The organism is Phenylobacterium sp. (genome assembly GCF_030645195.1).
GTDB lineage: Bacteria > Pseudomonadota > Alphaproteobacteria > Caulobacterales > Caulobacteraceae > Phenylobacterium.
The window spans coordinates 1-2,509 of the sequence record NZ_JAUSLW010000085.1 but is presented as its reverse complement, the minus strand read 5'-3'; the positions used below and the strand labels follow the sequence as shown (position 1 = coordinate 2,509).

Genomic DNA, 2,509 nt, shown 5'->3' with positions numbered 1-2,509 from the left:
CGCCCGCCTCGGCGGATGGACCGGATACTACGGAAAACCCGGCCCCGTCGTCATGCTCAACGGATGGCTCGACTTCCAGGCCGCAAAGCGAGGCGTCGCACTCTTAGCCCCCAACGCCGATGTGTGAATCCGGTAGCCCCTTGCGGGAGAGGGTGGCCGTCCGGAGGACGGTCGGGTGAGGGGTCGCGCCGCCCTCGACGCGCTTTGGGCGAGGGTTCGTCGGAGAGGTCTGGGCGACCCCTCATCCGACCCCGCTCCGCGAGGCCACCTTCTCCCGCAGGGGGAGAAGGAACTGATCAAGCGCATCACCCTCGCCCTCATCGTCCTGCTGGGCGTGGAGACGGCGGTCTTCGCCGCCGACGCCCTGCTGCCGCCGGACCTGTCCCGCGCCAAGCGGTCGTCGCCAGTGGCCCTGGACCGGCGCGGGGCCTGGTTGCGGGCCCTGCCGGTGGAGGATGGGCGGTGGCGAATCCGGGCGGACCTGTCGCGCACGGACAAGACGTTTCAAAGGCGGCTGGTGGCCGTGGAGGACGCGCGGTTCTGGATCCATCCCGGGGTCGACCCTCTGGCGGTGGTCCGGGCTGCGGGCTCGGCCCTGGCTCACGGTCGGCCCACCTCCGGCGCCTCGACGCTCACCATGCAGACCGCCCGCCTGCTGGAGCCTCGGCCCCGGACGCTGGGCGCCAAGCTGATCGAGATGATCCGCGCCGTGCAGATCGAGGCGCGGCTCTCCAAGCGCGAGATCCTGGCCCTGTACCTCACCCTGGCGCCCTATGGCGGAAACTTGGAGGGCGTGCGGGCCGCCAGCCTCTCCTATTTCGGCCATGAGCCGGAGACCCTGACCGACAGCGAACAGGCCCTGCTGATCGCCCTGCCGCAGTCGCCGGAGGCCCGGCGCCCCGACCGGCGGCCGGAGGCGGCCCGGGCCGCGCGCCGCGCCGTGCTGGACAAGATGGTCCGCGCCCATCGCCTGACCGAGGTGGAGGCCAGCGAGGCCGAGGGCGAACCCCTGCCCGGCCGCGCCCGCTTCCCCGCCATGGCCTGGCATGTGGCGGGGCAACTGGCCCGCGCGGCGCCGGCCTCCCAGGCCTCGGTGGTGACCACGATCGATGCGGGCCTGCAGTCGCGGCTGGAGCCGCTGGCCGCGGCGGCCGCCCGCGCCCAGGGCCCGGAGGACACCGCCGCCATCCTGGTGGTGGAGATCGGCAACCGCGCCGTGCGCGCCGCCGTCGGCTCCGGCGGCCTGGACCGGCCCGGGGGCTGGATCGACATGACCCGGGCCATCCGCTCGCCGGGGTCGTCGCTCAAGCCCTTCATCTACGGCTTCGCCTTCGACGACGGGATCGCCGCGCCCGACACCCAGATCGACGACGCCCCGCGCCGCTTCGCCGACTACCAGCCGGAGAACTTCGACCGGGTGTTCCACGGCAAGGTCACGGCGCGCGAGGCCCTGTCCCACTCCCTGAACGTGCCGGCCGTGGAGCTGCTGGAGAAGGTGGGGCCGGCCGCCTTCGAGGCGCGGCTGGCGGCGGTGGACGTGACCCTGGTCCGACCACGCCGGCAGCTGCGCACGCCGGGCCTGGCCATCGCCCTGGGCGGGGTGGGGATCAGCCTGAGGGACCTGGCTGTCCTCTATGCGGCCCTGGGGGACGGCGGGACCGCCAAGCCCCTGGCCTGGACGCAGGCCGAGGCGGCGAAACGCCCGCGCCAGGGCGGCGAGCGGCTGATGCGGCGGGCGGCGGCCACCCAGGTGCTGGACATCCTGCGCGAGACCCCGCCGCCGGCCGGCTCCAGCCCCGCGGCGCTCACCAAGGGCCGGCCGCTGATGGCCTTCAAGACCGGCACCTCCTACGGTTTCCGCGACGCCGTGGCCGCGGGCGTGGTGGGCAAGTACGTGATCCTGGTCTGGACCGGGCGGGCCGACGGCGGGGCGCGGGGCGGCCTGACCGGACGCGACGCGGCGCTCCCCTTGCTGTTCGACGTCGCCGACCTGCTGGACGCGCCGGCCGCCGCCCCGCGTCCCATCGCGCCGCGCTCGGCGCCGGAGGCCCTGCAGCGGCTGGAGACGGTGTCCGAGGGACCCCGCCTGATCTTCCCGCCGGACGGCTCGGCCGTGCAGGTGGAAAGCTTCGGGCCAAGGTCCCGCGGCCTGGTCCTGGCCGCCGGGGGCGAGGGCCTGTCCTGGTATGTCGAGGGCGAGCCCCTGGCGCGCGATCCCGTGTCAGGGCGCGTAGTCTGGCGGCCGAAGGGGCCGGGTTTCTACCGTCTGATGGTCATCGACGCCGAGGGGCGGAAGGTGACGGCCAGGGTGCGGGTGCGGGGGAACTGACCCTCACTCCACCACCCCAACATTCGTCATGGCCGGGCTTGTCCCACGGCTGTCCGGTTCACGCTGGGCGCAGGTCCAAGGTCAGCTGTCTTGGATCTGTGGGCGAGGGTGGTGGGGGCCTGGTGAGCTGGTCGAGTGCGCGTCGGTGCATGAGGTTGGCTCGGACGAGGCGGGCGAAGG

Annotated in this window: 1 protein-coding gene; it reads left to right on the top strand. The window is 73.9% G+C overall.

From position 1 onward, the window contains the following. The first annotated feature begins 292 nt into the window (after window positions 1-292). Entirely contained in the window at window positions 293-2,329 is a 2,037-nt protein-coding gene (pbpC, locus tag Q7T09_RS07865; protein WP_370689217.1) for a penicillin-binding protein 1C, read from the top strand. Window positions 2,330-2,509: the final 180 nt, after the last annotated feature.